28 protein-coding genes and 1 pseudogene are annotated in these 23,447 nt (G+C 68.9%); 11 read left to right on the top strand and 18 right to left on the bottom strand.

From position 1 onward, the window contains the following. The 3 genes from ACLARN_RS04590 to ACLARN_RS04580 all read right to left on the bottom strand — a co-directional run. Window positions 1-407 (bottom strand): transposase domain-containing protein (locus tag ACLARN_RS04590; protein ID WP_409489999.1); only part of this gene is annotated, 407 nt, incomplete at its 3' end. 186 nt (window positions 408-593) lie between these two features. Continuing rightward, on the bottom strand, window positions 594-866 hold the full coding sequence (locus ACLARN_RS04585; RefSeq protein WP_409489998.1) for a hypothetical protein: 273 nt from the start codon (window positions 864-866) through the stop codon (window positions 594-596). Between the two features lie 45 nt (window positions 867-911). Continuing rightward, window positions 912-1,046 (bottom strand): hypothetical protein, encoded by a 135-nt coding sequence (locus ACLARN_RS04580; RefSeq protein WP_409489997.1) that lies wholly within the window; start codon window positions 1,044-1,046, stop codon window positions 912-914. Between the two features lie 210 nt (window positions 1,047-1,256). On the opposite strand from ACLARN_RS04580, the gene ACLARN_RS04575 reads away from it, so the two are divergent. The 3 genes from ACLARN_RS04575 to ACLARN_RS04565 are packed head-to-tail and all read left to right on the top strand — an operon-like array spanning window position 1,257 to window position 3,794. Then, a complete protein-coding gene (locus ACLARN_RS04575) occupies window positions 1,257-2,114 on the top strand; it encodes a helix-turn-helix domain-containing protein (RefSeq protein ID WP_005163455.1) in 858 nt (285 codons plus the stop codon). Between the two features lies 1 nt (window position 2,115). Then, the gene (locus ACLARN_RS04570; protein WP_409489996.1) at window positions 2,116-2,931 is read left to right on the top strand and encodes an SAM-dependent methyltransferase; all 816 of its coding nucleotides are present in this window, start codon (window positions 2,116-2,118) and stop codon (window positions 2,929-2,931) included. A 14-nt stretch (window positions 2,932-2,945) separates the two neighbouring features. Beyond that, entirely contained in the window at window positions 2,946-3,794 is an 849-nt protein-coding gene (locus ACLARN_RS04565; RefSeq protein ID WP_409489995.1) for an SAM-dependent methyltransferase, read from the top strand. A 12-nt stretch (window positions 3,795-3,806) separates the two neighbouring features. On the opposite strand, the gene ACLARN_RS04560 is transcribed toward ACLARN_RS04565, so the two are convergent. Then, complete coding sequence (locus ACLARN_RS04560; RefSeq protein WP_409489994.1) at window positions 3,807-4,073, bottom strand: hypothetical protein; 267 nt, start codon at window positions 4,071-4,073, stop codon at window positions 3,807-3,809. A gap of 5 nt (window positions 4,074-4,078) precedes the next feature. Then, entirely contained in the window at window positions 4,079-4,351 is a 273-nt protein-coding gene (locus tag ACLARN_RS04555) for a hypothetical protein (protein WP_409489993.1), read from the bottom strand. A gap of 351 nt (window positions 4,352-4,702) precedes the next feature. Between ACLARN_RS04555 and ACLARN_RS04550 the strand changes: the two genes are divergently transcribed. Further along, window positions 4,703-4,957: a DUF397 domain-containing protein gene (locus ACLARN_RS04550; protein WP_409489992.1), complete on the top strand. Its 255-nt coding sequence runs from the start codon at window positions 4,703-4,705 to the stop codon at window positions 4,955-4,957. A 59-nt stretch (window positions 4,958-5,016) separates the two neighbouring features. Here the strand turns inward: ACLARN_RS04550 and ACLARN_RS04545 are convergent, their stop codons facing one another. The 7 genes from ACLARN_RS04545 to ACLARN_RS04515 all read right to left on the bottom strand — a co-directional run bounded on the left by ACLARN_RS04545 (window position 5,017) and on the right by ACLARN_RS04515 (window position 11,463). Continuing rightward, on the bottom strand, window positions 5,017-5,565 hold the full coding sequence (locus ACLARN_RS04545) for a hypothetical protein (RefSeq protein ID WP_409489991.1): 549 nt from the start codon (window positions 5,563-5,565) through the stop codon (window positions 5,017-5,019). Continuing rightward, window positions 5,558-6,691, bottom strand: coding sequence for a hypothetical protein (locus ACLARN_RS04540; RefSeq protein ID WP_409489990.1), 1,134 nt, complete (start codon window positions 6,689-6,691; stop codon window positions 5,558-5,560). Before ACLARN_RS04540 ends, ACLARN_RS04545 begins: the two co-directional genes overlap by 8 nt. A gap of 18 nt (window positions 6,692-6,709) precedes the next feature. Continuing rightward, window positions 6,710-7,105, bottom strand: coding sequence for a FixH family protein (locus ACLARN_RS04535; protein ID WP_409489989.1), 396 nt, complete (start codon window positions 7,103-7,105; stop codon window positions 6,710-6,712). A 23-nt stretch (window positions 7,106-7,128) separates the two neighbouring features. Continuing rightward, on the bottom strand, window positions 7,129-8,577 hold the full coding sequence (locus ACLARN_RS04530; protein WP_409489988.1) for a hypothetical protein: 1,449 nt from the start codon (window positions 8,575-8,577) through the stop codon (window positions 7,129-7,131). A gap of 83 nt (window positions 8,578-8,660) precedes the next feature. Beyond that, window positions 8,661-9,539: an oxygenase MpaB family protein gene (locus ACLARN_RS04525; RefSeq protein WP_409489987.1), complete on the bottom strand. Its 879-nt coding sequence runs from the start codon at window positions 9,537-9,539 to the stop codon at window positions 8,661-8,663. Next, entirely contained in the window at window positions 9,536-10,084 is a 549-nt protein-coding gene (locus ACLARN_RS04520; protein ID WP_409490022.1) for a TetR/AcrR family transcriptional regulator, read from the bottom strand. The genes ACLARN_RS04525 and ACLARN_RS04520 overlap by 4 nt, the downstream gene beginning before the upstream one ends. Continuing rightward, on the bottom strand, window positions 10,081-11,463 hold the full coding sequence (locus ACLARN_RS04515) for an amidase (protein ID WP_409489986.1): 1,383 nt from the start codon (window positions 11,461-11,463) through the stop codon (window positions 10,081-10,083). Before ACLARN_RS04515 ends, ACLARN_RS04520 begins: the two co-directional genes overlap by 4 nt. Window positions 11,464-11,538: 75 nt before the next feature. Here ACLARN_RS04515 and ACLARN_RS04510 point away from each other — a divergent pair, with 75 nt between their 5' ends. Beyond that, window positions 11,539-12,543 (top strand): D-cysteine desulfhydrase family protein, encoded by a 1,005-nt coding sequence (locus tag ACLARN_RS04510; RefSeq protein WP_409489985.1) that lies wholly within the window; start codon window positions 11,539-11,541, stop codon window positions 12,541-12,543. 81 nt (window positions 12,544-12,624) lie between these two features. On the opposite strand, the pseudogene ACLARN_RS04505 reads toward ACLARN_RS04510, so the two are convergent. Then, a pseudogene (locus ACLARN_RS04505) lies at window positions 12,625-13,092 on the bottom strand (DUF998 domain-containing protein); the annotation flags it as partial. A gap of 134 nt (window positions 13,093-13,226) precedes the next feature. Beyond that, window positions 13,227-14,000 carry a protein phosphatase 2C domain-containing protein gene (locus ACLARN_RS04500; protein ID WP_409489984.1) on the bottom strand — a complete coding sequence of 258 codons (774 nt, stop codon included), beginning with the start codon at window positions 13,998-14,000 and terminating at the stop codon, window positions 13,227-13,229. 61 nt (window positions 14,001-14,061) lie between these two features. Here ACLARN_RS04500 and ACLARN_RS04495 point away from each other — a divergent pair, with 61 nt between their 5' ends. Beyond that, entirely contained in the window at window positions 14,062-14,271 is a 210-nt protein-coding gene (locus ACLARN_RS04495) for a sigma factor-like helix-turn-helix DNA-binding protein (RefSeq protein WP_004559389.1), read from the top strand. Next, window positions 14,271-14,795: a Clp protease N-terminal domain-containing protein gene (locus tag ACLARN_RS04490; protein ID WP_409489983.1), complete on the top strand. Its 525-nt coding sequence runs from the start codon at window positions 14,271-14,273 to the stop codon at window positions 14,793-14,795. Before ACLARN_RS04495 ends, ACLARN_RS04490 begins: the two co-directional genes overlap by 1 nt. A 297-nt stretch (window positions 14,796-15,092) precedes the next feature. Here the strand turns inward: ACLARN_RS04490 and ACLARN_RS04485 are convergent, their stop codons facing one another. Next, window positions 15,093-15,725, bottom strand: coding sequence for a YczE/YyaS/YitT family protein (locus tag ACLARN_RS04485; RefSeq protein ID WP_409489982.1), 633 nt, complete (start codon window positions 15,723-15,725; stop codon window positions 15,093-15,095). 61 nt (window positions 15,726-15,786) lie between these two features. Here ACLARN_RS04485 and ACLARN_RS04480 point away from each other — a divergent pair, with 61 nt between their 5' ends. Next, entirely contained in the window at window positions 15,787-17,241 is a 1,455-nt protein-coding gene (locus ACLARN_RS04480; protein WP_409489981.1) for a PLP-dependent aminotransferase family protein, read from the top strand. A gap of 515 nt (window positions 17,242-17,756) precedes the next feature. Here ACLARN_RS04480 and ACLARN_RS04475 read toward each other — a convergent pair. Beyond that, the gene (locus ACLARN_RS04475; protein WP_409489980.1) at window positions 17,757-18,803 is read right to left on the bottom strand and encodes a hypothetical protein; all 1,047 of its coding nucleotides are present in this window, start codon (window positions 18,801-18,803) and stop codon (window positions 17,757-17,759) included. A gap of 365 nt (window positions 18,804-19,168) precedes the next feature. Between ACLARN_RS04475 and ACLARN_RS04470 the strand changes: the two genes are divergently transcribed. Continuing rightward, window positions 19,169-19,642 (top strand): RNA polymerase sigma factor, encoded by a 474-nt coding sequence (locus tag ACLARN_RS04470; RefSeq protein WP_409489979.1) that lies wholly within the window; start codon window positions 19,169-19,171, stop codon window positions 19,640-19,642. A gap of 15 nt (window positions 19,643-19,657) precedes the next feature. Here ACLARN_RS04470 and ACLARN_RS04465 read toward each other — a convergent pair whose 3' ends face one another. Beyond that, window positions 19,658-20,821: a pyridoxal phosphate-dependent aminotransferase gene (locus tag ACLARN_RS04465; RefSeq protein WP_409489978.1), complete on the bottom strand. Its 1,164-nt coding sequence runs from the start codon at window positions 20,819-20,821 to the stop codon at window positions 19,658-19,660. Between the two features lie 29 nt (window positions 20,822-20,850). On the opposite strand from ACLARN_RS04465, the gene ACLARN_RS04460 reads away from it, so the two are divergent. Beyond that, window positions 20,851-22,149 (top strand): DUF445 domain-containing protein, encoded by a 1,299-nt coding sequence (locus tag ACLARN_RS04460; protein ID WP_409489977.1) that lies wholly within the window; start codon window positions 20,851-20,853, stop codon window positions 22,147-22,149. Between the two features lie 335 nt (window positions 22,150-22,484). Here the strand turns inward: ACLARN_RS04460 and ACLARN_RS04455 are convergent, their stop codons facing one another. After that, a complete protein-coding gene (locus ACLARN_RS04455) occupies window positions 22,485-22,985 on the bottom strand; it encodes a CGNR zinc finger domain-containing protein (RefSeq protein WP_409489976.1) in 501 nt (166 codons plus the stop codon). A gap of 60 nt (window positions 22,986-23,045) precedes the next feature. Between ACLARN_RS04455 and ACLARN_RS04450 the strand changes: the two genes are divergently transcribed. Continuing rightward, window positions 23,046-23,414, top strand: coding sequence for a VOC family protein (locus tag ACLARN_RS04450; protein ID WP_409489975.1), 369 nt, complete (start codon window positions 23,046-23,048; stop codon window positions 23,412-23,414). Window positions 23,415-23,447: the final 33 nt, after the last annotated feature.

Genomic DNA, 23,447 nt, shown 5'->3' with positions numbered 1-23,447 from the left:
CCACGCAACCACGCACCCGGCGTGGACCGTTTCGCCATCGGTTGAGCGACCCGCTCGAACAACAACCTCAATGGCTCCGAACCCAGTCGCATCCGCGCTTTCGAAATCGCGCCAACCGTGGGTATCGCCCATTCACTCCGCCAGGAACCAACAGTTCGCAACCCATGAGACAGCTTGCGCATGACCTCTTCGTAACCGTCACCAAAGAACAAGCACAACGCCAGCACATAATAAACAACAACCCGCGCAGGCAATAGCCGGACACGCTTTTCCTGCCGATCAGCGGCAGTGACCACCTCGTCGACCAGATCACGATCCAATAAACGAGTCAGCACACCAATGCCAATAGCATCAGTTAGTCGATCATGATCACTGACTATCGACCGCAAATCACGCGTCACACCCACAACGGAACGCTACCCCACGCCCCGTTACAATCAGCAACACCACCATCACAGTCAAACCGGCAGCTGCTAAGTAAGTGGCATTGCCCAGGGACGGGTGGGGGGCTGGGGTGCGGGCGCGCGCGGTATTCGCGCTAGTAGGCCACTTGCTGGTGTGTTCCCAATGTCGCCTTTGAGACGCTCAGCGTCTCAAAGGCGACATTGGGAACACATGCGGAGTGGACCGATCGCGGCCCCCAGGTCGACCGGCGCGGCACTGTCGAGGCCGTCTAGTTCGGCGTAGGTCCGGTGCGGGTTCGCGGGCAGTCGTTCCTGTTCGGACAGTGCGTCGTAGGACCCGAGATCGGTTTCGTGAGCGGCCTGGAGGGCGTAGACCGGCGGCTCCAGCTCATGGACCAGGTCCAGGGCTTTCCGCCAGTCGTCGACGAACAGCACCCGCCGTTCCGGCGGCCGGACCAGCACGTGCGCCGCGTGTCCAGGGCGGATCAGCTCCAGCCGGACGTCGGGTCAGCCGGTCGCGCGTCTTCCGGTGCCGGCGATCGTCGCACCGGTCGCCGGCCAGTTCTCGTTCGTGTGGCCGCCGTAGTGACCACAGTGGTCACCGACGCCCCGCCGGTCGGGATTGGTCCACTCGGTCCCCATCCCGGGCGAAGGTGGCCGAAATGTGACGAGATCGTTCCGCCACCAGGGTGACACACCAGGTGACTGGTGTTTTCAGCCGTTTCCTGGAACGCTGCGCAATGTCATCATCGAACCCCGCAAGGTGCAGTACCCTGGGTGGGTTCGAAGTGTTCGCGCGCAGGACGGCGGGAAGCCGCGGTCCTGGCTATGTGGTCCGGGAGAGCAAGGCTGATGGCCAGCACCGTCACCTCGCGCCGGAAGCAGCTCGGAAACGAGCTCCGGCATGCCCGCAACGCCGCGCGGATGACACAGCAGCAGGTCGCCGAGGTTCTCGGCTGCACCCAGGGCAAGGTCAACAAGATCGAGTCCGGTGCCGTCGGGGTCAAGCTCGGGGATGTGCGATCGATGCTGAACGCGTTCGGGATCAACGGCGACGAGGCCGACACGCTGATGAACCTCGCCCGCGCCGCCGCCGGGCAGCGTGGCCACTGGTCCGGCTACCGATCCGTGGTGCCGCACTGGTTCCGCACCTTCACCGACCTCGAACCCGCGGCCGCGGAGATCCTCACCTGGCACGGTGAGCGCATCCCCGGCCCGCTCCAGTCCGAGCACTACATGCTCAAGCAGTTCACCGAAGCCGGCGCCACCGACGTCACCTCGCTGGTCCGCAACCGGCTGGACCGCAAGGCCGTCTTCGAACAACAGCAGCCGCCCTACTACCGGTTCATCATCAGCGAAGGCGCCCTGCGCCGCGCCCCCGGCGGCTCCGCCCCCGCCGTGATGCTGGACCAGGTCGAGCATCTCTTGGCACTGGACAAGCATCCGCGCGTGTATGTGCACGTGTTGCCGTTCGGCGCGCGGCTCGCCGCGGTGCCCAACGACTTCACCATCATGCGTTTTCCCGATCGCACCAGGGATTTCGTCTACATCGAGCATTCCGCGGGCGGCTTGTACCTCGACGACGTCAAGGATTTCAACATTTTCGTCGATTCTTGGGACCGGTTGCGCGGCGCCGCGCTGGAACGCCAGGAGACCCGGCAGTTCCTCAAGGAACTCGCCGAGCTGTACCGCAACCAGATGCAATCCTGAGATGGACCCGCAGTTCCTGCCCGAGGGGGTCGATCTCGAGCGGCCCAACGCCGCCCGTATCTACGACTGGGCGCTCGGGGGAACCGCGAACTGGGCGGTGGACAGGGAATTCGGCGAGCAACTGGTCAGGACCTTCCCGCTCATCCGCTCCCTCGCCAGGGCCAACCGGGCCTTCCTCGGCCGCGCGGTCCGGCATTGCGCGGAGAACGGCGTGCGCCAATTCCTCGACCTCGGTTCCGGTGTGCCGACCGTCGGCAACGTCCACGAAATCGCCAACGAGGTCGACGACGACAGCCGCTGCGTGTACGTCGACAACGAACCGGTCGCCGTCGCGCACGCCAAGATCCTGCTGGAGAAGAGTGGTGACCCCGCCAGGCACGCGGTGATCGCCGGCGACCTCCGCGACGCGGACGGCATCTGGGAGAGCGCCTTCGACACCGGCGTGCTCGACCCGGCGAAACCGGTGGCCCTGCTCACCGTCGCCGTCCTGCATTTCGTGCCGGGTCCCGAACTCGCCACCGTCGTCGCGCGGTACCGGAAGCTGCTGCCCGCCGGGTCGTTCTACGTGCTCTCCCACGTCACGATGTCCGACGTGGAAGGTGACGAGCTGGAACAGGTCCAGAGCGTCGTGAAGCAGTACGAACAGTCGAGCACACCCGCGTCCTTCCGCGACCGGGAAGAGATCTTGGGCTTCTTCGGGGATTTCGACCTCGTGGCGCCGGGTCTGGTCCCGGTCGGCGCATGGAGGCTGGACGACGCCCGCTCGCCTACGCTTAGCTGCACCATCGGCGGGGTCGCCCGCAAACCCGCTTTATGACGAGGTGTGACCGCATGACGACGCAGCAGGATCCCGCAGCCCCCGAAGGTGTCGATCTCGAACGACCCAACGTGGCCAGGGTGTACGACTGGTTCCTCGGCGGTACGGCCAACTGGGCCATCGACCGCGAGTTCGGCACGCAGGTGCTCAAGCAGTTCCCGGAGGTCAAGACGTTCGCCAGGGTCGGGCGCGACTTCCTCGGCCGCGGCGTGGGATACCTGGCCCGCCAGGGGATCACCCAGTTCCTCGACATCGGCTCCGGGGTGCCCACCGTCGGCAACGTCCACCAGATCGCGAGTGCGATCAACCCGGACTCCCGCGTCGTCTACGTCGACATCGAGCCGGTCGCCGTCGCGCATTCCCAGCTGCTGCTGGAACGCGAGGGCCTGCTCGGGCGGCACGCGGTCCTGCAAGGCGACGTACGGGACCCCGCCGACATCTGGAAGCGCGCCCTCGAGACCGGCGTCCTCGACCCGCGGCAGCCGATCGGGCTGGTCATGGTCGGCCTGCTGTACTTCCTCGGCCCGGACGAGGGCGTACACGAGATGGTCCAGCGCTACATCGACCTGCTCCCGTCGGGTTCGTACTTCCTGTCCTCGCATCTGACCGAGGACGGCGTCACCCGCAAGGAGGGCGACAACCGGGAGAACGTCCAGGAGCTGTACAAGAAGACCAGCGCTCCGTTCCACCTGCGTTCCCGCGCGGAGTTCGCCGCGTTCTTCGACGGACTGGAGATGGTGGAGCCCGGGATCGACTGGATGGCCGCCTGGCATCTGGACGAAGCGGCTTCCCGCGCGAGCGACCGGTTCGCCGACGATCCGACGTTCACCGGCGGGCTCGGTGGACTGGGCCGCAAGCCCTGAGACCTCTGGAAGTCAGGCCCGGCCGGTCAGATGCCCGATCAAGGGCGACAGCTCGAACTGACCCTCGAACGGCCGGCCGGTCCTGATCAGGTCACGATGCGCGCCGCGCTGCCCGGGGAAATCGATCTCGGAGTTCCACGGTGGCTGCTTGCGCAGCGGGGCCTGGATGAGGCTGAACCCGAAACGCTGGCGGAGTTCGAGTCCGATGTTGCGGTGCTTCGCCGAGGCAAGGCGTTCGTCCTCACGGCGGAACAGCAGCGTGGTGAGACGGACGGCCATCCCGGTCACACCCCCCGGCTCGGACGCGGCAACCGCGTCTGCTCGGCCGAACCGGCCAAGCCGAGACAACGCTCACACGGCATCCCCGAACCGACGGGGATCCATTCCAAGTGGTCGTAAGGCATCGCCGCGCCGCAACGGGCGTGCAGGAACTCGGGGTGCGAACCCCTGGAGTGCAGGTCGAAAAGGTGCGCGGAGCGGCGGCTCTCGCCTGCCGTACCGGCCATGAGCCTGCCGACGGCGAGTACCGTCGCAGGCATGGTGTCCTGAATGATCACGCTGATCCTCCCCCACGAGGTCGGCGGTGGGTGGTCATGCGCCGCGGGGTGCTGCCCCTGCCGGTCACCTGCCGTCGGTGCCCTGCCGGAACGGCGAAACTCCCTGCTAACGCCGCCTCGGTGACGCCTGTCGCCGAGGTTTTTGCATACTGCGAGCGATTCACCAACAACCGAGCCCCGGCCGCTGCGATTAATCCTACTCCTGGAATAATCTTCATGTCGAGAGTGGGCGGAGTTGATCACCCACTTGGCCGTGCGGGATAGTCCCGTTGAGGCAGGGAGAAGCCGGGACCGTGACGGTTCGCGCAGGTCGCGACCCGCACCCCCGACCGACGTTCGGAGGTACGACCAATGGCCGATTATCCATCGGCGGCGGATTACGATCCGACCACGGCCGTGTCGCTGTTCGACGACGCCGCGTGGGAGAAGTCCTTCGCGAGCGAGCCCAACGGGGGGAACTGTGTCGAGGTCAACCTGGGCAGGGAAGGCCTGGTGGGGGTGCGTGACACCAAACTGGCCGAGAGTCCCGTCTTCGTCTTCGATTCCGGTGAGTGGAACGCCTTCCTCAAGGCGGTCAAGGCCGGACAGTTCGATTTGAGCCCATGACGAAAGGCTCGCGTGCCCCATCGGGACACGCGAGCCATCCGATCTTCGGTCACTTCGAGTCACACCGCCGCAGGGAGCCCGCTTCCACGCAACCTGGATCTGGTCCTGCGCCAGGCGACGGTGATCAGGACGGCCAGGACGATCAGCGGGATCAGGCTGATCGACCAGCTCACCGCCATCGGCGGCCCCGGCTGTTCGAGCACCGTCAGGTCGCGGAGTTCCCCCGCGCCCTTGCCCGCGGGCCCGTCGAGCTCGAACCGGAACGTCCACGAGCCCTCTGTCTGGAGGGCCCGGATATCCAGTCCCCACACCTCCAGTTTCCGTGGATGCTTCGCCAGCGGCTGCGGGCGGCCCAGCCGCCCGGTCTCCGGATTGACGAACGCGAGCGTCCCCGACTTCCCGGCGATCCCGTCGTCCGGGATGAACGTGAAGTCCAGCGATTGCATGGCACGCAACGGCCACGTGCTGAACCCGACCGTCATCCCGTACGGGCCGACCTGCACCCGTTCGGTGTGGACGATGTTCACCGGTTCGTAGGCGTTCGCCGCGGGAGTGGTCGCGAACAGCAACCCGATCGCCGCCGCCAGTGCCAGCAGTGTCTTACGCATGCGCGTTGTCCTCCTTCGCCGGGGCCAGCAGCCGCAGCATCCCGCCGAAGCGCCACCCGGCGAACCCGCCGAGCAGCCCGATCACCGCACCGACGGCGGCCGTCGCGAACACGACCGCCCAGTCGACGGAGTCGCCCCCGTAGACGATGGTGTTCTGGATCGGCATGCTCGCACCGACCAGGAAACCGCCGATTCCGCCAGCCAGCACCGAAACGCGGCCCGCGGACCAGCCACGCCGCGAAAGCAGGTAGACCGCTTCGAGTACGGCAGCGATCGGCAGCAACGCCATCGGCATCATCGCGGGCATCGCGGGCACGCCGTCGATGTAGTCCCGCATCGGCAGGCCGACGGCGTTCGCGTACGCCTCCGCGGCCCACGGCGAGAACCACCAGGTGATCGCCTGGATGACCGCCAGCGCCGCGGCGACCCGGATCGCGCCGCCGGGCCGCCCCCAGAATCCGGCGCCCGCCGAGACAAGCAGCACCGAAAGCAGCGCGATGCCCACGGAGACGACGTCGAGACCGTCGACGTCGACCTGCTCCAGCCCCAGCACGGTCACCGTGCTGAACGCGATCAGCACGCCGAGGCTGCCGACCACGCCGACGGTGCCCCAGCGGTGCTCCCGCGCCGCCGCGAACACCATGACCGTGCCGATGATGCTCAGCGTGATCGACAGCAGCAGCCCGATGTGCGGCGGCGAGTCGATCACCGCGTCGAAGCCGTACAGGCCGTGCCACCACTGGTCCCACAGGCCGTACAGCAGGAACATCGCCGCGCCGGTCCCGGTCACCAGGTAGCCGGCCGGTGCGGCGAAGACCTTGCCGAAGACGTTGATCGCGCGACCGCCGACGCGCGCGTCGACCTGGCGGCCGGCCCGGCGCGCGGCCGTGGTCATCAGCACGACCACGAGGCTCGCGAGCCCGGAGATCGCGCTGCCCGAATACAGGAACAGATGTGGCATCGTGAAGAACGTGTCCGGGCCGACGTCGCCGTGCCACTGGATGTCCCAGGTCAGCCCGATCAGCGAGATCACCGATCCGGCCAGCACGGTGCCCGCCGGGATCAGCCCGGTGCGCTCACTTCGCGCCACCGAGGCGACCCTCGCTCCTCCCGCGGTGAGATCCATACCCCCGACCTCCCTCTCTTACTTGACCAGCAAAGGAAAAACGTGCTGCGTGGCGCCGGACGGCCCACGCAGTGAAACGGTGATCTCCCATTGCCCCGGCATCGGCAACAGGACGTCGCCGGTGCGATACCGGCCGGGCGCCTCCGCGATCGCTGGCGACGGCGCGAGCGCGTGCCCCATCTGCGGCATCACGGGTTCGAGGGTGACCACGTCCGGCTCGGCGCCGGTGACGGTCAACGCGAAGACATTGCCGCCCTGGTGCGGATCTTCGACCGACAACTGCACGGTGTACGGACCCTGCGTCGAGCGCTGGACCTGTGCCCCGCCGCCGCTCGGCCACACCAGCCAGGCCACGATCGCCGCCGCGAGCACGGCGACCACCGAGATCAGCAGGACGGGCTTTCGTCTGTCCACTGTGGAATTAACTGCGGTGGAATTCACTGCGGTGCCCCTTCCGCCGGGACTTCGAGCTGCATGGGCACGGTCAGCACCGTGTAGTCGCGTTCGGCCTGCAACCAGATCCGGTACTTGCCTGGTGCGGCGAAGGTGTAGGTGAACGGGACGTCGGGGCCGTACGCGGCGACGGTCTCGTCCGGTTTCCCTGGCATACCGGGCGATTGCGGGATCATCGAGTGCACGTGGGCCCAGGTCGGCGCGGCAGCGGCATCCGCGCCGACCCGGCTGTCGTCGGTTATCGGGCCGACGACGATCAGGTGGCCGAGCATGCCAAGCCACGGTTGGAGATCCGCCTTGCCGAACCGCGCGGTGATGGTGGTCGGTGTACCCGGTTTGACGTCGACGTCGACCGGGTTCCCGTTGACGACTCGCTTTCCCGCCCCGGTGGGCACGGGTTCGGCGGGGGAGTCCGGTCCGGCCGCGACAGCCATCGTGGTGCGGACCAGTTGCACGCCACCGCCTCGCCGGGCGAGTTCCGCGGCGACGGCGTAGGTGCCGGCTTCGGGTGGCGTGAACTTCACGCGGTAGTCACCGGGGCCGACGCGCACCGGATGCAGATGCCAGAGCCTGCCTGTCGGTGATATGACGACGAAGTGGATCAAAGCGTTGTCGTGCACCAGAAGGTCGTCGACCGGGCGGCCGGTCGCGCCGTCGGCCAAGGCGATCCGGACCTCGGCGAGGCCGCCTGATCGCGCGTTCGGAGACCGTACGGCCAGGTTCACCGGCGGTCGTGAGAAGTCCACAGTGGACATCTGGGCGTTCGCGTACGGGTCCTGGATGTTGTCGATGGTCGGATCCAGTGCTGTGCCCGGCGCGGGCGGTGCGGGGGTCGACGCCGAGAGCATCGCCCCGGTGATCGCGACCGCGAGCGCGGCGACCATGCCGCCAGCCGGGATCAGCGCGAGCTGTGGTCGTTTGACGCGCATCGCCACGACGAGACCGATCACCAGGAACACCCCCGCGGCGACGAAACCGCCGAAGGTGGCCTTCTCCCACGGAGGGATGACCCTGGCCGGGACGAGAAACGGGACGGACGCGGTGTCCGTCCCGTCGTCGAGGCCGAGTTCCCACGGCCCCGGCTGGTCGACGCGCAGCAACGCCGGATGAGCGCCGGGCTTCCCGTCCAGCTGGACCGTGGCTTCGGAAAACACCGTTCCCGCGGTGGACGCGCGCAGCTTCAGCGTTCCCGGCGCGCTCCCGGTATGCGTGACGACGTCGACGTGCAGTGGACCGGGCGCGATGTCCATCCGTCGCAGCACGATCGTGAGATCCCGGGTGCCGAGCGTCTGCGCGACCTGGACGTCCGCCCCGCTCGACACGCCGTCCGCCTGGGCCGTGCCGCCCAACAGCAACGACGCCAGCGCACAGAGCACGAGTACGCGGGCGATGACCAGCGGCGCCGTGCGCCGCCCCCTCGGTGAATTCCCCATCCCGCCTGAAGTTAACGACCGGGGCCGGGGAAAGCGTCACGGCGCCGGGTGAACCGGTGTCCCCCGTGAAGGGGATGGTTCCCTTACTTCGGGTGGGGGGAGCCCTGAACCCCACCCAAGAACCGATACGCCCGAGGATGCGCCCGGAACCAGACGTTGAGCCGCCCGATCCGGCGCACGAGCGAGGACCGCAACGTCACCGGCACCAGGCCGCCGGCCAGCCTCACCACGGTACGGAACCGGTCGAACCGGCGCCGGTCCCGATCCGTCCACTGTAGACCGAGCCGGTCGCGCAGTGCGGGTGGGAGCGTGCCCCGGATGACGAACATCTGTGCCAGGTACTGCCATCGCCGCAACCGGATCCAGCGGGCGTCGGGCAGCCACCGCCAGGGCTTCTTCACCGTCCGGATCGTCTCGAACAACGTCGAGATCGTCTCGTTCGGCCCGAAGCCGTCGAGCGTTTCCGCGTAGTACCGCTCGAATTCCGGCCACGTCGGCGGCAAGTCCTGCTCGCGCAGGCCGAGAAGCCGCCCGACGTCGCACATCTGCGCGTAGTACTCGTCCAGTTCGGAAGGTGTCATCGGTTTGCCGTAGAACCGTTGCGTGTCAACGGGAACCATGACGAGCGTGGCGTGCACCCAGGCGTACGCGCGGGGGTTCAGCGCGCTGTACCGACGGCCGTCGGCGTCGACACCGGTGAACTCGCGGTGCAGCGCGCGCAGCCTGTCCGCTTCGTAGCGAGCGCCTTCCGGGCCGCCGTAGACGTAGATGGACAGCGACGCGGCCGTGCGCATCAGCCGGGTCCACGGATCTTCGACGTAGTCGGAGTGATCGCGCACTCCCGCGGCGACCACCGGATGCGCGACCTGCAGCACCAGTACCTGACCGGCCAGCAGGCCGGCCCGGAAGTCCCCGAAGTACCTCCACGCCGCCGTCCCCTTGACGATCGGCGGGCCGGTCATGACGCGCCGCGGATGAGCATCATCAAGGGCAGGGCCACCGGGACGCCGTCGTCGCCCGTGGCGAGCCTGCGCAACTGGAGCCCGGCGATCAGCGCCACGACCGGACCGGTCAGCCGCTCGGGCGACGGCACACCCAGCGTCCGCAGGATCACCAGCGAGAGTTCGTCGTAGGCGGCGAAACACCGCGCGGCCGCGTCCTGGAGTCCTGGATCGCGCGCTGCCTGCAAGTACAGCTCGTGCGCGCCGAGTTCGTCGGTGCCGAAGGGCAGTTGCGCGATCACCTGCTCGACCACGGTCGCCGCTTCTTCGACGCTCAGGCCCTTCTCGCGGTAGGCGTCGACGAACCCCGTCAGCTTCGAGGTCTCCTCCTCGGCGAACAACAGCATCGCCTCGCGCAGCAACGCGGTCTGGCTGGGGAAGTGATAGGTCAGCGTGCCGAGCGAGACCTCGGCCTGCCGCGCGATCCGGCGGTTGGTCAGCCCGCCGACGCCCTGTTCCCCGACCACCTTGAGTGTGGCGTGGAGGATCGTCTCGCGGGTGTTCACCAAGCGGTCTCGGGTTTGCGGTCCTGCCACCGTTCGACCTTTTCCAGTTGCGCGGCCAGCGAGATCAGCCGTTCCTCGGAGTGCGACGGGCCGAGCAGCTGCCCGCCGAGCGGCAGGCCTTCCGGACTCGGCCCGGCGGGCACGTTGACCCCCGGCCAGCCCAGCACGTTCCACGGCCAAGCGTAGGGGCACGCGGCGATCATGGCCTGGTCGGTCTGCCAGCCGCTGAGCTTGTCGAAGGTGCCGATCCGCGGCGGCGGCGTCGCGGTGGTCGGCGTGAGCAGGACGTCCACCCGGCCGAACACCGAGCCGATCTGCCGTTGCAGCAACGGTTCCGTGGCCCGCGCGAGCCGCAGCGCCGGACCGGCGAGCGCCGAGCCCTGCCGCGCGTTGGCCCGCGTGCGCGGGTCGAGCCTGGCCTGATCCGGGACGCGACGGGACCAGTCACGCACGCCGACGAGAGAACGCGGCAGGAAGGTGAGGCCGATCAGCCGGTAGTCCGGTTCGACCTCGACGATCTCGTGGCCGAGTTCGGCGAACCGCTCCGCGAGCCGGACGACGGCCGCGTGCGCTTGCGGGTCGAGCCGGGTTTTCGTGGCGGTGAAAGGGATCCGCGTGGACAGCCCGATGCGCATCCGGCCCGGTTCGCGGCGGGCGGCCGCCTGGAACGCGGTCCCGGTGCCGGCCGCGACGTCGAGCAGCAGGGCCGCGTCGGCGACGGTGCGCGCGAGCGGGCCGACCACGGTCAGCCCGTGGAAGAGTTCGCGTTCGGTCGGGACGCGGCCACGCTGCGGTTTGATCCCGACCAGATCGGTCCACGCGGCCGGGATCCGGATCGACCCGGCCCCGTCGGAACCCAGCGCGGCGGCGATCACCCCCGACGCGATGGCCGCCGCCGCGCCGCCTGAGGAACCGCCAGGGGTCCGCTCGGGGTCCCACGGATTGCGGGTCGCGCCGAACGCCGGGCCTTCGGTGAAAGGCCACTGGCCGAGTTCCGGAGTGTTGGTCTTGCCGATGAGCACCGCGCCCGCCCGGCGGAGCGCCGCGACGGGCGGGGAGTCCGCTGTCGCGGGGGAGAAGTCGCCGTCGCAGCCGAACGCCGTCGGCAGGCCGGTGACGTCGAGGTCGTCCTTGATCGCGGTGGGGACGCCGAGCAGGGGAGCGGTCTCACCGGCGGCCAGGCGCCGGTCGGCGTCCTCGGCCTCGCGAAGGGCTTCTTCGTGGCGAAGGCACTTGAAGGCGTTGAGAGTCGGCTGGCTTGCTTCGGCTCGCTCGAGCGCCAAGCGCGTGAGCTCGACAGATGTCGTGGCTCCGCTGGCGAGCATCGAGGCCTGTTCAACGAGGCCGGTGAACGCGAGGCTTGGTTTCGAGGTGGTCATGATTCCCCCTGCGTGTCTCGTTCGTTCAAACGAACGATACCACCGGGTGGGCCTCGATGTGGTTACGTGACCTGCATGAACTTCGATCGCTTCCCCCGCGTCGACCTCGGCGGGTACCCGACGCCGCTGCATCCGGCACCCCGGCTTGGCGAGGCTCTCGGCCTGCCGAACCTGCTGCTCAAACGGGACGACGTCCATCCGCTCGGCCTGGGTGGCAACAAGCTGCGCAAACTCGAGTTCCTGCTCGGCGCGGCGATCGAGGCGGGCGTCGACACGGTGATCACCTTCGGCGCGTTGCAGACCAACCACGGCCGCCAGACCGCCGCGGCCTGCGCGAAGCTGGGCTTGCGGTGCGAACTCGTGCTCACCGCGAAGGTTCCTCGTGACGGCGACGCGTACGAACGGTCCGGCAACGTCTTGCTCGATCACCTCTTCGGCGCGAACGTGCATGTCTGCCGCGACGGGGAGGAGACGGGCGGGACCTACGACCGGCTGATCACCGAGGCCGCGGCCGAGGGGCGCAAGGTGGCCACCTTCCCCGTCGGAGGCTCTGACGCCGTCGGGGCGCTCGGGTACGCGACGGCCGCACACGAAATCGCCGGGCAACTCGCCGACCGCGGCATCACCAAGGCGCGGCTGGTCGTCCCGCACGCCAGCGGCGGGACCGCGGCCGGGCTCCTCGTCGGGACGGCGAAGCTCGACTGGCTGACACTCGACATCGCCTGCGTCAGCCATCCGGTCGACGAGGCCCTGGACAACCTGGCCGACCTCACCACCGCGGTCTCCGCACTGCTGGGGACCGAGCCGCCGTCACTCGAAGGACTGCGCATCGACGACCGAGCGATCGGCCCCGGCTACGGGATCCCGACCGCCGAGACGTGGGACGCGGTGCGGCTTTTCGGCCGTACGGAAGGGATCGCGCTTGATCCCGTGTACACCGGCAAGGTGGCCGCCACGCTGGTCGATTGGGCCGCCGAAGGCCATTTCGCGGCCGAGGAGCACGTCGTTTTCCTGCATACGGGTGGTCTGCCCGGCCTCTACGGTTACGCGCCCGAATTCACCGGCACGCTGGGCCGCTGACGCGACCTTCAGCATCCCGCCGATCAGGATCACGTGCGCCACCAGTGAAAGCCGCTGCGCGACGCCGACCGGCGCGATGTCGGTCAGCGTCATGAAGAACGGGATGTCGGACAGGCGCACGAAGATGAAGGTGAGCCCGAAGACGATCAGCCCGGCCGCGCTGCCCCAGGCGAGGCGGCCGATCTGCCTGGCCGCGGGGGTGCCGCGCAGGTTGTCGCGCAGGCTGAACCCGGCGGCGGGCAGGCTGAGGAACGCGATGAGGCACGCGTACAGGTGGATCTCGCCGCTGACCGGGTCCGGGAATTCGGGGTAGCTCGCCGGGAAGATCGCGGCCGCCGCCAGCCCCAGCGACCACAGCACGAAGAGCAGTTTCGTGGTGCGGCTGAGCTGGATCCCGGCCGCGGCCAGCGCGCCGAGCGCGGTGAGCGAGCCGATGGACAGCGACAGCACGCTCGCGCCGAGCATGCCCGTGCCGCGGTCGACGTAGGCGTAACTCGACAACGTGTCGAACACTGGATCGCGTGAACTGATCAGGTGCAGCACGACCATCGTGAACACCGCCCAGCCGATGGCCACCGCCGACGCGATCAGCCAAGGTCTGGCACGCGAGGACTCCCCAGGGAACGTCATGCGTTCAGCGTGCTCGCGAGGCCGCGGATTTCCGATCCGGGAAGCCCCCGGTTTTACCCTGGGGCTACCCCTAGCTCGACCAGTACCAGTAGCTGGTCATCGTGCCTTTTCGCGCGGGGCCAGCGGTCGCCGTCCGGGTCCTGTTTCTCCGCCGTGCGCACCGCGTCGAGTACCGCGTCCGGGCCACGCTTCCGGCTGATGGCGAGCACTTCCGGCCAGTCGAACAGTTCGTACTCGTCGACACCGATCGCGACGCCGTCCGTCGCCAGCAGCAGGGCCTCGACCTCGGAGCGTGGCCAGCTGCGGCGTACGGCCTCGGTGGCCGCCTTCGGTTCCGCCTCGGCGACCCAGAAGCCGTCCGGCGCGTTGCGTTTCGCGCGGACGTCGGCGCCGGTGCGGAGCTGACCGCCGTCGCGAAGGGAGACCAGCCTGTCGTCGGTGAGCGGGTCGGCGCCCGAAGGCCGGAAGGCGACGATCGGGCTGTCGGCGAGCACCAGCCCGTCGACGGTGTCGTCCGTCCAGCGCGCGATCGCGACCGTGCTCGACGGCGAGCGCCCCGGTTCGAGGCTTTCGCGCCGTGCGACGTCGGCGATCGACTCGGCCAGCAGGACCGAGAGATCCGCCCGGGGTTCCGCGCTCAGCGCCTGCGACAGGCTGTGCACGAGCAGGCTCGCGTACCAGCCACCGGACGGCAGATCCGGATGCGGCGAGGTCGCGCCGTCGAGCACCACCACGGCGTTGCCGAGTACGGCGACGTGGTCTTCGGTCGGGCGCGGTGCTCCGTCCGCGCCTACTCCGTCCCTTTCCGCCACTGCGATTTCGACCATGCCACGACCCTAACTGTCAACTGGCGTTGACACCGGTGTCATGTCAACGTAGGTTGACATCATGACCGAAGCGACAGACCTGGCCGCGCGAGCCGGTGACCGCGACCCCCGCGTGGGGTTGCGCGCCGTCGCCGCCTTGCGCCGGCTGTTGGAACAACTCGAGGCCGTGCAGGTCCGCAGCGCGCGGGTGCACGGCTGGTCCTGGCAGGAGATCGCGGCCGAGCTGGGGGTCAGCAGGCAAGCGGTCCACAAGAAGTACGGGAGGCACTGATGTTCGAACGCTTCAGCCCCGAAGCCCGCGAGATCGTCCTCGGGTCGCAGCGTGTCGCGTCGGACGAGAAGTCCGCGAACGTCGACGCGCTCCACCTGCTGACCTCGCTGTCCCTGAACGCGGGCCTGCTCGCCACCTTGGGCTGCCCGGCGGAAGAACTGGCCGACGACCTCCGGCGGGTCCGCCGGCGGGGCGGGATGAGCGACGCCGATGTCGAAGCGCTGACCGGCTTCGGCATCGACGTCGAGCACATCGTCGAGCGGGTCGAGCAGACCCACGGCGAGGGCGCGTTGACCGGTGGGGCGCGGAGCAAACGCGGCCACCGGCCCTTCACGCAGGAGGCGAAGAAGGTGCTGGAGAAGAGCCTTCGTGAAGCCATCGACGTCGGGGACAAGCGCATCGACGCCGAGCACTTCCTGCTCGCGCTGACCTCGATCCCCGGCGTGGCCGCCGATGTCCTCGCCCAGCGGGGCATCGACTACCTCGCCGTCCGCCGCCTGCTGGAGCGACGCGCGGCCAGCTAGCGTCGCGTGATCCTGCTTGCTTGGCGTTTGGTTTCGTTCCTCAGACGGCGATCTCGCGTGACCGCCGTCCGGTCACGGGTAAGACCTGCAGGATCACGCGACAGCACGTGTCGCGAAAGCCACTTTCGCGACATCTGACGTCCCGAAAGTGGCTTTCGCGACGCATCAGGTCCGGCGTTGTTGGCGAATTCGGGTCCTGACGGGACTACGAGCGGCGGCGGCAGTTCGGGCGAGCGGGTCCCACCAACCTCACGAGCAGGTGGGGTTCATTCAGCGATGGGTGACCGGATTCCGGCTTCAGCTCTCAGCGCGCTCACGCCAGGCGACCAACGGAAGGAACGCCTGCGTGAGCGGCCCGATGGCGAGCGCGTAGAGGATCGTGCCGACGCCGACGGTGCCACCGAGCAGCCAGCCGGCGGCCAGCACGGTGATCTCGATGAGGGTCCGGACAAGCCGGATCGACTTGCCCGTCCGGGCCGCGAAACCGGTCATCAGCCCGTCGCGAGGACCAGGGCCGAGTCGCGCGCCGACGTAGATCGCGGCGGCGAGGCCGTTGAGTACGACACCGGCGACCAGGTTGAGGATCTGCCAGCCGAGCACGTGCTGCTCGGGAAGGAAGATCCGCACGAGGTCGACGGTGAGCGAGATGACCACGATGTTGGCGACGGTGCCGATGCCGGGCCGCTGCCGCAGGGGGATCCACAGCAGCAGCACCGCGACCGAAGCGAACGCGGTGACCGTGCCGAACGAGAGACCGGTGATCTTCATCAGGCCTTCGTGGAGCACGTCCCACGGGTCGAGGCCGAGGCCCGACCTGGTCAGCATGGCCATGCTGCCGCCATAGAGGGCGAGACCGCCGACGAGCTGGATCGAACGGCGGGTGGTGTCGTGGGAGATGCCCACGGGTCGGAGATCGAGTGTAAGTGCCACGAGTGCACCATCAGGGGTAAGCGGCTTTCTTGACCATGGCCAATCTGCAAGAATTGGCCTTATGGAACCGCTGATCCCGCTGACTGGACGCGTTTCGGGCCTGAAATTGGCCACTTTGCTGGGAAGTTGGCGGCAGAGTGGTTCTCGTCACGGCGCCGCGGACCTCGCGGCGGCGGTCGAACTGCTGGTCCTCGACGGCAGGCTCACGCTCGGCACGAAACTCCCGGCCGAACGGGAGCTCGCCGACGCCCTCGACGTCAGCCGCACCCTGATCGGTGCCGCGCTGGACAAACTGCGGGCCGACGGCCTGGTCGCCAGCCGTCGCGGCGCCGGATCCTGGATCGCGTCACCCGGTGGCCGGGGCCGGGAGGCGATGCTGCCGTCCGGGGAAGGCCTCATCGACCTCGCCCAGGCCTGCCCGCCCGCCATCGCTGGCCTGGTCCCCGCCGTGGACGCCGCGCGGAAGGCGCTGGCGGACCACCTCGGCGAGAACGGCTATCACGTACGTGGCCTGCGGATCCTGCGCGAGCGGATCGCCCGCCGCTACACCGAACGCGGCCTGCCGACCAAGGCCGACCAGGTGATGATCACCAACGGGGCGCACCACGCGTTCGTGCAAGTCCTGCGGATGCTGGCCGGTCCGGGTGACCGGGTGCTGGTCGAGCAGCCGACGTATCCGAACGCGCTCGAAGCCATCGGCGCCGCGCACGCCATCGGAGTACCGGTGCCGCTGGACCCGGCCACGGGCTGGGACGTCGTCGGGATCGAGGCCGCGCTGAGGCAGTCCGCGCCGAGGCTCGCGTATTTCGTCGCGGATTTCCAGAACCCGACCGGACTCCGACTGGACGCGGCGGGCCGGGAGCGGCTCGCGGCCGCACTGAGCCGCGCGCGGACGCCGTCGATCATCGACGAGACGCTGGTCGAACTGGACCTCGAAGGCGATCCGGCCGACGGCCCGCCGCCGCTCGGCGCGTTCGCGGGCGATCTCGGCATCACGATCGGCTCGGCGTCGAAGTCGCATTGGGCCGGGCTGCGACTCGGCTGGATCCGTGCTTCGGAGGACGTCATCGGCAGGCTGGTCGCGGCCCGTTTCGCCGTCGATCTGGGCTCTCCGGTCTTCGAGCAACTCGTCCTCGCCGAGCTGCTCGACGACGGCGGATCCGCGCTGGCGCACCGTCGCGAGGAGACGCGGGCCCTGCGCGACGCGCTGACCGGGGCGCTGAACTGGTACTGCCCCGAGTGGACTTTCACCGTGCCGCCGGGCGGGCTTTCGCTGTGGTGCCGTCTGCCGGAGCCGATGAGCACGCGGCTGGCTGTCGCCGCGGCGGGGCACGGGGTGCAGGTGGCGCCGGGCTCCCGGTTCGGCGTCCACGGTGGACTGGAGCGCTGGCTGCGGCTGCCGTACGCGCTTCCGGCCGACAGGCTCTTCGAGGCCGTGCGGCGGCTGGGCGCGGCCGCCGCTTCGGTGTCCGCGACTCCCGCCACGGCCGCCCCGGTAGCCGTCCAGGTCACCTGACCCCGCCGCAATTCGTCACCTACTTGCGGCCGTTCCGTGGGTGACCAGCGCAAGTAGGTGACGAATTGCGGGGCCGGAAACGGAAATAGCCGGTGCGCCGGCGGGGCGGCCGATGCTCCAGGGAGGGCATCGGCGCCGCACGACCAGCGCACCGGCTATCCGGCCCGCCCCGAAGTCGAAACCTCGGAACGGGCACCGCGGCGGTTACCCGGCACAGCCCCTCGACGTGCCGGGAACCGCCCGCGGTTCAGGTGGTCTTCGAGCTTGGCCGGTTCCTGCTCGGCGCGGTGAGCAGAAACCCCCGAAGTCCACCCTGTGCTGGTCCCGGCGCCGCAGGGGCAGCGCGGCGCCGGGGCCGGGATCCGAACCGGCCGGGCGCGGTCGGCCGTTCGGAAAGACGGGAAAACCTGACTGAGGGCAGGCGGAAACGCGACTTGTGCCAGGGATTTCAGGAGACGTCGAAAACCGAAGTTGATCTTGGTTTGGACGTGGTTCTCCCCGGCGACCCGGTCAGGTCAGTCGGGGGAGGTGGCGGGAAGCGCGGCTTCCCTGCCGGTGCGCTCGCCTTCGTGGTCGCAGCCGGTCCCGAGGAGCTTCAGCTGCGTGGCGGGGATTCCGGAGTCGAGCACGGCGAGCGGCCCGCGGCCGCCGCCGGAGTGGTCGTGCCCTGGCTGGGCGGTCGTCGTGGGCGCGAGCGGGGCCACCGGGGTGTTCGGCAGGCCTCCTCCGCCGCCCGAGCCGCCGCCGTCCGGGGACGCGTGCGTGTCGGACTCGACGGGGGCCGCCGGAGCGGGCCGGTCGTCGGACTTGATCCGGGTGGGCAGGGCGACACGGTGGTTCTGGACGGTCGTCGCCGGAGCGGGAGCCTCGGCGGGGACGAGCGGACGCGGGTCCGGTGTGCTCGGCGCGGACGGGCCCGGCGTCGTGGCCTTGACCGGCACGGCGATGGTGACCGAGCCACTCGCCGAGTCGCCCGAGCCGCCGCCGAAGACGGGGTCGAGGGTGTCGCCGACGCCCGGCAGGATCACCGGTTTGTCCGAAGTGCAGCAAGGGCCCGGCGTGACGATCGGCACGACGACCTCTTCGCTGATTCCGCCGACGACCCCGCCGACGGTTTCGACGACGCCGCCGACCGTGTGCGTGACGATGTCCAGCACGCCACCGATGAGGCCGCCCAGCAAACCGTTGGCGGCCTGGGGCTTCGTGGTCTTTTCGACGGAACTCGTGCTCGAAACGGCCTTCTCTTCGACGGCGGCCTCAGGCTCTTCGCTCTTTGCGGGGACGAGCGTGGGAACGGGCTCTTCTTGCGCCGACTCGGCCTTCGAGGTTCCGGTCTCGCTCGAGTCCGAAGTGGACTCTTTTGGCGTAGTCGTCTTTTCGTGCGACGGCTGGACCACCGAGGTCTCCGGCGTCGCGGAAGTCTGTTCCTCGGCCGAAGCCGGCGTGCTCAAGACGGCGCCGAGGAGCCAGCCCGTGAGTGCCAGCCCGCCCGCGAAAAGGATTCGCGCTCCCGCTTTCGGGGGGACGAGGCCGCGACGGCGCACGACTGCCGGACCACTCACAGCAATCACCACCGTCCGCGCCTGAAACCCACGTTCTCCGCGTGAGTCCGATCTTGCTTGGGGTCTCTTCCGGTCAGGTCGCAGTTCCCCCGGGGCTGCACCAGTTTTAGCACCGGAGGGGAGTGTTTCACCTCAGCCGCCGCCGATCCAGCCCGTTAGGCGGAACGACGCAACCGGCTCCGGTGCCTGGAGTACCGAAGTTGATCACTCTCGGTGTGTGCCGTGCGGCCATCCGGGCACGGGTGGAACTACTCAAATCCTCGGTGACCTGACCTTTTCTGGATCCCTGCTGCGGTGCGTGCCGTCGAAGTCGCGTTCGGTGATCGAAGCGGCGGACGCGAGCCGCCCGGAGAGGAGAGTCCGCGATGTGGGATGTGAAAGCGGTTTCGGCGGCGGTGCTCAGCGCGCTGAAGGTCTACCGGCTGAGCGAAGCCGACGCCAGGGACGTCTGCCAGGACGCCTGGCTGGAACTGCTCCGCGCGCCGGGCGCGCTGCGTGACGAAGCGAAGCTCCGGGCTTGGCTGACGACCACCGCGCGGCGCCGCGCGCTCCGGATGATCACCAGGAACAGGCGTGAAACGCCGCGTCCGCTCCCGCCTCCGGACACGACCCCGGAGGCGGAGGTCGTCCGCGCCGAACGCGACCGCGCACTGTGGGCCGCGGTCGACCTTCTGCCGGATCTGCACCGGCGGTTGATGTGGCTGCTCGCGCACCGGCCGGAGTTGTCCTACGCCCAGCTCGCGGGGGAGCTGGGGATCAGCCCGGCCAGTGTCGGCAGGGTGCGAAGACGGTGTCTGGATCGGCTCAGAAGGGCTCTTGAAAAGGGCGGCTGGGCCTGATGGACATCGGACGAGTCACCGCAGTTTGCGCAATCGGGTGACCGCTTCGTCGATGACCTCGTTGCGTTTGCAGAACGCGAAACGCAGCAGGTGTTTCCACTCTTCCGGGTGATCGGTGAACACCTTTACGGGCACGGCCGCCACACCCACCCGTTCGGGGAGTTCCCAGGCCAGTTCCGCGGCGTCGTCGAAGCCGAGCGGACGGACGTCGACACAGATGAAGTACGTCCCGGCGGTCGGCCGGACCGCGAACCCCGCTTCCTTGAGGCCGGCCGCGAGCCGATCCCGTTTGCCCTGGAGGCTCGTGCGCAGCTCCTCGGCCCACGGCAGTTCGTGGTCCAGCGCGTGGGCGACGGCCGGCTGCAACGGGCCGCCGGAGACGAAGGTGATGAACTGCTTCGCCGCCTTCACCGCCGCGACCAGTTCGGGGCTCGCGCAGACCCAGCCGATCTTCCAGCCGGTGCAGTTGAACGTCTTGCCCGCGCTGGAGATCGAAACCGTGCGATCGCGCATACCGGGCAGGGTCGCGAGCGGGATGTGCTCGGCGTCGTCGAAGACGAGGTGCTCGTACACCTCGTCGGTGATGGCGATCAGGTCGTGTTTCACGCAGAGCGCGGCGACGGCTTCCAGTTCGGCGCGTGTGAACACCGTGCCGGTCGGGTTGTGCGGCGAGTTGACGAGGATCGCCCTGGTCCGGTCGGTCACCGCGGCGCGCAGGCCCTCGACGTCCAGCGCGAACCGGCCGTCGCGTTCGACAAGGCCGACGACGCGCCGCTCGGCCCCCGCCATGGCGACGGCGGCCGCGTACGAGTCGTAGTACGGCTCGATGACGATGACCTCGTCGCCCGCCTGCGTCAGCGCGATCAGCGACGCCGCGATGGCCTCGGTGGCCCCGGCGGTGACCAGGATCTCCGTGCCGGGGTCGTATTCGACGCCGTACCGGAGCCGGTGTCGCGCGATCGCCGCGCGCAATTCCGGTCGTCCGGGACCCGGCGGATACTGGTTCGCACCCCCGAACAGCGCGTTCTTGGCGGCGTCGAGCATTCCGGCAGGCCCGTCGGTGTCGGGAAAACCTTGGCCGAGGTTGACGGCTTCGTGGCGGACGGCCAGTGCCGTCATCTCCGCGAAGATGGTCGACGTGAAGGGCTGGAGGCGGGGTACGAGGACAGGTTCGCGCACGATCAGCCATCCTCACGGACAATGGCCGTGTGGAGCAACTGACGCCCGCCAAGGTGACCCCAGCCGATCCTCCAGGTGGAACCGCCGCAGAGGAGGAGAAGAGCCGCGGCCTGCGCAAGATGAAGATGGTCGCGCTGTCGTTCCTGCTCGGTGCGACGGTGATCTTCCTGCTGACCAGCTGGGCCGAGGCCGAGGGCTGGCCGGGCTGGGTCGGCTACGTCCGTGCCGCCGCCGAAGCCGGGATGGTCGGCGCGCTCGCGGACTGGTTCGCGGTGACGGCGCTGTTCCGGCATCCGCTGCGGCTCAAGATCCCGCACACCGCGATCATCCCGAACAAGAAGGACGCGCTGGGCAGCAGCCTCGGTGACTTCGTCGGCTCGAACTTCCTGTCCGAGGCCGTGATCCGCGAGAAACTGAGCCGGGTCGAGGTCTCGAAGCGGCTCGGCGGCTGGCTCTCGCAGCCGAAGAACGCCGAACGCGTGACCTCTGAGCTGGCCACCGTCGTGCGTGCCGCCGTCAAGGTGCTCCGCGACGAGGACGTCCAGGCGATCATGGAACAGGCCGTGGTCAAGCGGATCGTGGACAAGCCGTGGGGACCGCCGCTCGGTAAGATCCTGGCGGGCGTGTTCGCCGACGGGGCGCACCACAAGCTGGTGGACCTGATGTGCGACCGCGCCTACGAATGGGTGCGCGACAACCACACGACGATGCTGCGCGTGGTCTCGGACCGGGCGCCGAGCTGGTCGCCGAAGTTCGTCGACGAGATGCTCGCGGACAAGGTCTACGGCGAGGTGCTCTCGTTCGTGTGGGCGGTGAAGACCGACGTCAACCACCCCATGCGGCTGGCGCTGGACAAGTTCCTCGGCGAGTTCGCCCAGGACCTCCAGACCGACCCCGAGGTGATGGCACGCGCCGAGCAGGTCAAATCCCAGATGCTGGGGCACGACGAGGTGCAGAAGCTGATCGGCTCGGCATGGGCGACGGCCAAGGAGATGCTGCTCAACGCCGCCGAGGACCCGTCGAGCGAGCTGCGGCGCCGGGTGCGCACCGGGCTCGAGGCCTTGGGTGAGCGGCTGGTCTCGGACGACCACATCCGGTCCAAAGTGGACAACTGGGTGGAGGGCGCGGCGGCCTATCTGGTCACCAACTACTCCCGCGAGATCACCGGGATCATCACCGACACCGTGCAGCGCTGGGACGCCGAGGAGACCTCGCGCAAGATCGAGCTCCAGGTGGGCCGGGACCTCCAGTTCATCCGGATCAACGGCACGGTGGTCGGCGCGCTCGCCGGTCTGGTCATCTACGCGGTCGCGCAGCTGCTCTTTTGAGCGGCGACGCCTATACCACACTCCGGAGGCCTTACCGGGAGTTGTCCACAGGAAGTGGAGTCATCCCCAGGGTTATCCACAACATTTCACGTTTTTGGCCTAACGGTGTGCACAACCCCTGGGGGTAACTCGGGGGTGGGTGACACCAGAAGTTGTGGTCGCCCCGGGTGTGAGGGCCAGCGGCCGTGTCGCGAAAGCCACTTTCGGGACATCAGACGTCGCGAAAGTGGCTTTCGCGACACCCGGAAGGGCCCCGCGGCGGCCCGGATCAGCGAGCACTCATGACCACCTGTACCGACCGGTCACCGCAGCCTCCCCGCGCCGCCGGAGTGCTCTCAGGTCGAGACGTCCGCCGTCCGCGCCCGCCAGACCCGCGCCTTCTCCCGGTTCCCGCACGACCGCATCGAGCACCACGTCCGCGACCGGTTGCGTGATTCGTCGTAGAAGGCCCACAGGCAGTCGTCCGCCGGGCAGATCTTGAGCCGGATCCACTCGCCGAGCACGGTCAGCCGGGTCGACGCCGCCATCACCGCTTCGCTGACCGATTCCGCGACCAGGAGCGGGCCTGCCGGGCCGAGGACGATCTCCGCCGGCGCGCGCAGGCCGAGCCGGGGCAGCCGCGGATCGCCGATCGCCGAGCGCAGCGCGTCCCGGGTTTCGCGTGCGGCCGCGGGGGTATCCGCTCGCAGCCGGTGATCGCGGGCCCAGCGTTGCCAGGTCTCCAGATCGTCCAGGAGGTCGGTGCCGCGGTCGACGTTCACCGTGTTCAAAAACTCGACCACCAGGGACGCGTCGGTGTTCACCTCGCCCAGTGTACGGGCGAGACCGGTTGTCATCGGCTCCGATAACCCGCATACTCCGTTCACTGGTTACTCGATCATTGTGGAGGCTGAACCATGGGTGCGGTACCGACCTTCGGCGCGGTGGCCCTCGACTGCCCGGACCCGGTCGCGCTGGCGGAGTTCTACCGCGAGCTGCTCGACTGGAAGGCGGCCGAAGTCGCCGCGGACGGCCATTGGGTGACGCTGCGGAACCCGGAGGGTGGCGCGCGGTTCTCGTTCCAGCGGGTGCCCGACTACCGGCCGCCCGCGTGGCCGTCGGCGGAGAACCCGCAGCAGGCGCACGTCGACCTCGACGTCACCGATCTCGAAGCCGGTCACGAGCGCGCGCTGGCCATCGGTGCGAAGCTGCTCGACGACTCCCCGAAGACCTTCCGGGTGTACGCGGATCCGGCCGGTCATCCGTTTTGTCTGTGCGCCTGCTGACCTCGGCCGCGAAAAATGCGTAATCTCTGATAC

The organism is Amycolatopsis sp. cmx-11-12 (assembly GCF_046269425.1).
Lineage (GTDB): Bacteria > Actinomycetota > Actinomycetes > Mycobacteriales > Pseudonocardiaceae > Amycolatopsis.
This window is presented reverse-complemented; position numbering and strand designations above follow the sequence as displayed.